This is a genomic window from Streptomyces sp. NPDC002130, assembly GCF_040296465.1.
Lineage (GTDB): Bacteria > Actinomycetota > Actinomycetes > Streptomycetales > Streptomycetaceae > Streptomyces.
In genome coordinates, this window is record NZ_JBEOXI010000363.1 from 1 (window position 1) to 6,356 (window position 6,356).

Here is a 6,356-nt window from a genome sequence, read left to right on the forward strand (position 1 = left end):
TCGCCCGGCGCTTCATCGACTGGAACACGATCGACCACGGCATCCAGCGTGTAGACGCCTGCCGCACCCAGGACGGCGAACTGCTCCTCGTCGAGTTGGAGGACCTCAACCCGTATCTGTCTCTGGACCTGGTCCCTGAACAGACCCGTGATTTCTTCGTGGAGAGCATGACGTCCTCCCTCCACCGATTCCTGGACACGCTTCCTCGGCCGTGAGGCGGCATCCGGCCCCTGGTCTTCCCCTCGAAGACCAGGGTTATCGGCTTTTCGGGGCGCCTGATCGTGGCTTTCGTGGGCGAGGCGTGACGCCGGGCAGGTGATGCCGCTGACAGTGGCTGGCCCGGGGTGGGAGAGTGGTGTCCCGGCCGGTGGCAGGGGCGAGGTGATGGTCCTGGCCTTGAGAACGATCAGTCCCGCTGGGCTTCGCGGGAGGCGGGCTGTTGGTTCCTGCGGGAGCTTCGGTGGGTGATACGCCTGGTCATGAGGGTGATCGCGGCCCAGGTGATGAGTGATTCCGAGTGTGGGATGAGTCGTTCGTAGTCGCGTGCGTGCCGGCGGGCGTGGCCCGGGCACCTTCGGCGAACAGCGCTTCAAGCTCCGCGCGCCGCCGCCGGTAGGCCCAGCCGGTCAGGTCGTTGTCGCCTTGGTGGAGGAGGTCGAAGGCGACGTAGTGCGCGGGCAACTGCCGCGCCGCCTCGGCCGCGCCCTTGCCGTTGCGGGCCAGGCGCTGCTGCAGTCGCTCGAACGCCAGCCGTCCCCCCTCCCACACCACCAGCTCCCCATCCAGGCCCGTGTTCGGCGGCAACTGCATGAGGACCGCAGTCCGGATCTCCGGGAACGAGCCCGTCATATCCGTGCCTTGCCGGGAGCGCAGGGCGTGAGGTTGCGGGGCTCTACCGGCGGCGGGCCGGCACAACCTCGCCCCCGCATCCTAGAGATGCTCCGCAGCCTTCGCTCCGTCCCAACCCTTTCATCGAGCCACTGGTGCGCCGCGGCTTGATCATCCTCGGTGGCTGGCTCTGAAGGCGGCGACCACGTGTTCGCGGGGACGCGGTGACCGGATTCCGCCTCACTCCGTGAGAACCAGACGGCACGTCTCCCCGGGCTGGACGCTGACCGCACGGTCTGGCAGCTCGACGTCGATCGGCGGGAGGTCGGACGGCGGTACCGAGATCTCCAGCTGCCCGCTCGTCAGGCGCAGGCGTATGCCCCAGTGGCCTTGGTAGCGTACGGAGAAGCCGTACGAGGACAGTTCCGGAAGCGGCACCGGATCCAGCCACAGCGCCCCGGAGCGGGTCTCCAGACCGGGCAGTCCCCGCTGTACCAGGTCGAGGGTGCCGGCCATGGCGCCCAGGTGAATGCCCTCGCCGGTGGTGCCGCCCTGGAGGTCGGCGATGTCGCCGCGCAGGGCCTCTTGGCAGAACTTCCAGGCATCTGCGCGCCGGCAGCGGGCCAGCACCCAGCCGTGCACCAGACCGCTGAGGGTGGAGCCGTGACTGGTGCGGGCCAGGTAGTAGTCGACCGTGCGCCGCCAGGTCTCCTCGTCCAGCCGGTGACCCAAGCGGCGGAAGAGACCCTGGAGTTCGGCCGGCGAGAAGAGGTAGCCCAGCATCAGCACGTCGGCCTGTTTGGAGGCCTTGTAGCGGTTGACGCTGTCCCCCTCGGCCTCCAGGATCCGGTCCAGGCGCCGGATGTCGTCGTAGCGCTCGCGGTAGGCGTCCCAGTCGAGTTCGGCGAGGTCGCCGTAGCCCTCGAACTGGCTGATGACGCCCTCGTGGAACGGGACGTGCAGCGTGCGGGATACCTCCTCCCAGTGGGCCGGTTCGGCGTCGTCCAGGGCGATACGTTCGACGAGGTCGCGACGGCGCGGTTCAGGCAGCGTGCGCAGCACCTCCAGGGCACGGGTGAGCACCCAGGCCGCCATGACGTTCGTGTACGCGTTGTCGTCCAGGCCCGGTCGCTCGGCCTCCGGGTAGGCCTCGTGATACTCGTCGGGGCCGACCACGCCCGGGATGCGGTGCCGCCCGAGATCCTCGTCCCAGGTGGCCGAGTCGGCCCAGAAGCGCGCGATCCGCAGCAGCATCTCGGCGCCCTTGGTGTGCAGGAACTCGGCGTCTCCGCTCGCCTCGCAGTACTGCCACACGTTGTACGCGATCGCCGAACCGACATGGTGCTGGAGGTGACTGTGGTCGGGCAACCAGCGGCCCGAGCGGGGGTTGAGGTGCAGCCGCTGGGTCTCCTCCCGTCCGTCGCTGCCGCTCTGCCACGGGTACAGCGCCCCGCGCCGGCCCGTGGCCCGTGCCTCGGCGCAGGCCCGGTCCAGGCGTCGGTGGCGGTAGTGGAGCAGGGCGCGGGACACCTCGGGGAAGTGCAAATTCAGATAGGGCAGGACGAACAGTTCGTCCCAGAAGACGTGTCCGCGGTAGGCCTCGCCGTGCAGTCCGCGGGCCGGTACGCCCACGTCCAGCTCGGCGGTGTGCGGGGAGAGGGTCTGGAGCACGTGGAAGAGGTGCAGGCGCAGGATGGCTCCCGCCTCTCCCGGGACGTCGAGTTCGGCTCGCCGCCACAGCTGGTGCCACGCCGTGCGGTGCGAGCCCAGCAGGCCGTCGAAGCCCGGTGCCGCGCCCGCCCGGTCCACTGCCGCCTGCAACGGGTCGCTGATCGCGGGGTCACGTGAGGTGTGCAGGGCGATGATCTTGTCGACGGTAGCCGTCCGGCCGGTGGTCAGGGGCAGCGTGAGGTGCTGGACGGCGCGTGCGGGTTCGTGCGCGTCGGTGATCGGCTCCTGGGACGTCAGCCGGGCGGCCATGCCGATCCGGATGTCCGACGTGCGGGTGCGGCAGCGCAGCCACACCGTGCCGGGTGTGGCGGTACCGGTGTGTACGTGGGTCAGGTGCCGGCCGTCCAGGTCGCGGTAGCGCGGTACTCCGGCGTTGGTGACCGCCCCGTCGAGCGCTGCCTCGACCTCCAGCTCCAGTTCCCCGGTGAGGTTCTCGGCGGTGAATTCGGTGCGCAGCGCCGCGAGGTGCGGGTCGGCCATGTGCACCAGTCGTAGCTGCCGTACCGACAGCGCCCGTCCCTCGCCGAGGGCGTACCGGGTGTGGCGCTCCAGCAGTCCCGACTGGAGGTGGAGCCTCTGACGGTGGTCCAGGACAGTCGCCGCATCGGGTGTCAGCCATTCCTGGTCGGTGAGCCGGAAGCGCAGCGGGAGCCAGCTGGGGAGGTTGACGAGGTCCTCGTTCTCGACCTGGCGCCCGGCCAGCTCGGACGTGAGCCGGTTGTAGCAGCTTGCCGCATAGGTCCCGGGGTAGTGCACGTCGTCAGCCGTGCACTCGGGCAGCACCCCTCGGGTGGCGAAGTAGCCGTTGCCTACCGTGCACAGTGACTCCCTCAGCCGCTCCTCCGCGGGGCGATACCCCTCGTACTCCCAGGTGCCGGCGTACTCCGAGGTCAGATCCGTCACGGGCGGTCTCCTCGTCGAGCGGATCCACAAGCCCGGACGATCGTCCGGACCTGGTTGTCCTGGCGGCCGCGTTTCCCGGTTCGACCGCGCTCACACGCGCTCGGGCACGACGGCCACGGGGCACTCGGCATGGTGCAGCAGCGTGTGAGCCACTCTGCCGAGCTGAAGCCCGACGTGGCCCTGCCGGCGTCGTGCTCCGACGATCACCAGGTCAGCTGCGGCCGAGCGGTGCACGAGCACCTTGCGGGCCGGACCTTCGACCGTCGTGCGTTGCACTCGGACGCCGGGGTGATCGGCCATGGCGTCGCGGAGCAGGGCGTCGAGCTCGGTGCGGGCCCGTTCCTCGTGGTCCAGGCCGGGTGCTTCGGCGAGCTCGGCCGCGTCCGAGGTCTCGTGCGCCGGGACACGCCAGGCACGCACAACGTCCAGGACACAGCCCCGGGCCTCGGCCTCACGGAAGGCGAATCGCGCCGCTTCCTCACTCGTGGCCGGGTCTCCGGCGCCGAGAAGGATCCGATCGTGGGTACCGGCCAGGCCCGCCTTGTCGCCGCGTACCACGACGACCGGGCAGTGCGCGCGGGCCGCGACGGTCAGCCCGACCGAGCCGATCAGCAGTCCCTTCAGCTCGCCGTGGCCCCGCGACCCGGTGATCAGGGCGGTGGCGTTGTTGCCCTCCTGAAGGAGCGCGTCTGTCGCATCGGCGAGGAGGACGTCGGTGGTCACCTTCACATCAGGGTTACGCCGCCCGGCTCGCTCCGCCGCGGACGCGACGATGTGGTCGGCCATCACCTGCCGCGCGGGACGGTCCAGACCGACCGACGGGGCGCGGCCCTCGTACCGCTCCCAGAGGGAGCCGTAGACCAGACGGAGTGGAAGCCCGTGCCTGGCGGCCTCGTCCACGGCCCAGTCGACCGCGGGCAGACAGCCGTCCGACCCGTCGACCCCCACGACAAAGGGAAGTTCCATCGTCATCGTTCCCACCGCCTCGTGCTCGGGCACTCTGCAGCTCCGCTTTCACCGTCGCACCCAGGGCGACCGGGCGCGAGGGGCGGATGGGCCCCTCGCCTGGGCCGTTCGGCCCATGCCCCACCTGCGTGCGGGCCGCCGGAGGGGAGGACGGGGCTTGCTGCCACCGGCAAGGCCGTGTCAGGGCCCAACGGCCCCGATGAAGGGGCCGGGCGGCCCGTGGTGCCCCACTCGGGCCAGGTACACGCTGAAATCACCAGGCCCCGGCAGCCCCAAGCGGCAGCGGGCCCGCGCGACGGACTCGCCGCCCGGCTGCGTCAGGGCCGGCTGAAGGGAGCGGAGCAATGACCTCCACGACCAACCTGTCCGCGGGCCTCACGGCCGACCACTGCGAGCGGCTGATGCGCGTCGCCCGCGAGGTGTCCTTCGACGCCGGAACCCGCATGTTCGAGGAGGGGCGGCGCGCCGATCGGTTCTGGATCGTGCGCACCGGCACGGTCGTGCTCGATCTTCATGTCCCGGGCAGGCGAGCCGCTGTCGTCGAGTCCCTCGGGCACGGCGAGCTGGTCGGCTGGTCGTGGCACTTCTCGCCGTACGTGTGGCACCTGGGCGCGGAGGCGATGAGCCCGGTGCGGGCCTACGAGTTCGACGCGGAGGCCGTGCGGGTCATGTGCGCCCAGGACCCCGAGTTCGGCCGCGCGATCGCGGCCTGGGTCGGCCGTGTGGTCGCCGACCGGCTGCACGCCTCCCGTATCCGGCTGCTGGACCTGTACGCCCCCTACGGCAGCGGGAGCCCGCTATGAGCAGCCTTTAGCCCCAGTCCCGGTCCGCATCCGACCACCGGAAGGGAACGACCATGCATGGCAGCCCGCACATCGTCAGCGACGTCATGACGCACACCGTCGTGGCCGTGGGCCGTGACGCCGCGTTCAAGGACATCGTCAGGGTCATGGAGCAGTGGAAGGTGAGTGCGGTGCCCGTCCTGGAGGGCGAGGCACGGGTGATCGGGGTCGTCTCTGAAGCGGACCTGCTGCCCAAGGAGGAGTTCCGTGACAGTGACCCGGACCGGTACACGCAGCTGCGCCGTCTGAACGACATGGCCAAGGCGGGCGGCGTGACGGCGGAGGAGCTGATGAGTTCCCCGGCCGTCACGGTGCACGCCGACGCCACGCTCGCCCAGGCCGCCCGCATCATGGCCCAGCGCAAGGTCAAGCGGCTTCCCGTCGTCAACCAGGAGGGCGTCCTCGAGGGCATTGTCAGCCGGGCGGACCTGCTCAAGGTCTTCCTGCGCACCGATGAGGAGCTTGCCGAGGAGGTCCGCCGGGAGGTCGTGAGCTACCTCTTCCCCGCACCCCTCACCCCCATCCGTGTGGAGGTCGAGGACAGGTGCCGAGGGGATCGCGTTCATCAACGACCGTCGGGCCGCTCCGGCGGCGTATGGTACGGCGAGGACGGCGACGACTTCCGCCGCTTCCTGCAGGACACCACCTCCGGCGGCGTCACCCGCAACGACGGCCTCCTGCACGCCTCCCTCAGCAACGCCCCGTTCGGCGGAGTGGGAGGCTCCGGCACAGGCGCCGGCGGCAAGGCCGGCTTCGACGAGTTCACCCACCGGCGCACCGTGGCCGCCCAGACCGGCCCCCAGGGGTTCACCGACGGGATGGTCGGCTCCGCGCTGCTGGCTCCGGAATCTACGGCCGGGATCGACCAGGCCTGTCGGGGCGCTGGTCACCGCAGCCGATGACGCCCCCGTTTCCGGGTCGACGTCACCGTGCCGTTCGGGGTGCTCGATGACGAGCGGCGCCCAGGTCTGGTCGAAGAGGCGACGGAACTGGCCTTGACCCGGTCCGCGGTGCGCATCACGAGGGGTGCCAGCAGCAGTCCGGCGCCCATGACGGCCGCGCCCGCGACCGCGTCGAGGAAGTAGT

3 protein-coding genes and 6 pseudogenes are annotated in these 6,356 nt (G+C 70.6%); 4 read left to right on the forward strand and 5 right to left on the reverse strand.

Translation table 11 applies throughout. The features are described 5' to 3' along the window. Positions 1 to 215, forward strand: a pseudogene (locus ABT116_RS38275) (hypothetical protein); the annotation flags it as partial. A gap of 248 nt (positions 216 to 463) precedes the next feature. On the opposite strand, the pseudogene ABT116_RS38280 reads toward ABT116_RS38275, so the two are convergent. The 4 genes and pseudogenes from ABT116_RS38280 to ABT116_RS38295 form a co-directional block, all read right to left on the reverse strand. Continuing rightward, a pseudogene (locus ABT116_RS38280) lies at positions 464 to 562 on the reverse strand (IS5-like element IS4811 family transposase); the annotation flags it as partial. Positions 563 to 582: 20 nt separating this feature from the next. Beyond that, positions 583 to 849 (reverse strand): annotated as a pseudogene (locus ABT116_RS38285) (ATP-dependent DNA ligase); the annotation flags it as partial. 219 nt (positions 850 to 1,068) lie between these two features. Further along, positions 1,069 to 3,462, reverse strand: a complete 2,394-nt coding sequence (locus tag ABT116_RS38290; protein WP_502984008.1) for a glycoside hydrolase family 65 protein — start codon at positions 3,460 to 3,462, stop codon at positions 1,069 to 1,071. Positions 3,463 to 3,552: 90 nt separating this feature from the next. Continuing rightward, entirely contained in the window at positions 3,553 to 4,428 is an 876-nt protein-coding gene (locus tag ABT116_RS38295; RefSeq protein ID WP_351644086.1) for a universal stress protein, read from the reverse strand. A gap of 344 nt (positions 4,429 to 4,772) precedes the next feature. On the opposite strand from ABT116_RS38295, the gene ABT116_RS38300 reads away from it, so the two are divergent. The 3 genes and pseudogenes from ABT116_RS38300 to ABT116_RS38310 all read left to right on the forward strand — a co-directional run. Then, entirely contained in the window at positions 4,773 to 5,231 is a 459-nt protein-coding gene (locus tag ABT116_RS38300) for a Crp/Fnr family transcriptional regulator (RefSeq protein ID WP_351644081.1), read from the forward strand. Between the two features lie 53 nt (positions 5,232 to 5,284). After that, positions 5,285 to 5,812, forward strand: a pseudogene (locus tag ABT116_RS38305) (CBS domain-containing protein); the annotation flags it as partial. A gap of 42 nt (positions 5,813 to 5,854) precedes the next feature. Further along, positions 5,855 to 6,172: pseudogene (locus tag ABT116_RS38310) on the forward strand (aldehyde dehydrogenase family protein); the annotation flags it as partial. Here ABT116_RS38310 and ABT116_RS38315 read toward each other — a convergent pair. Next, positions 6,157 to 6,356: pseudogene (locus ABT116_RS38315) on the reverse strand (phosphatase PAP2 family protein); the annotation flags it as partial. The pseudogenes ABT116_RS38310 and ABT116_RS38315 overlap by 16 nt on opposite strands.

Coding starts and splice junctions, on each gene's coding strand:
- ABT116_RS38295 (WP_351644086.1), bottom strand. CDS start 4,428: ATGGAACTTCCCTTTGTCGTGGGGGTCGACGGGTCGGACGGCTGTCTG.
- ABT116_RS38300 (WP_351644081.1), top strand. CDS start 4,773: ATGACCTCCACGACCAACCTGTCCGCGGGCCTCACGGCCGACCACTGC.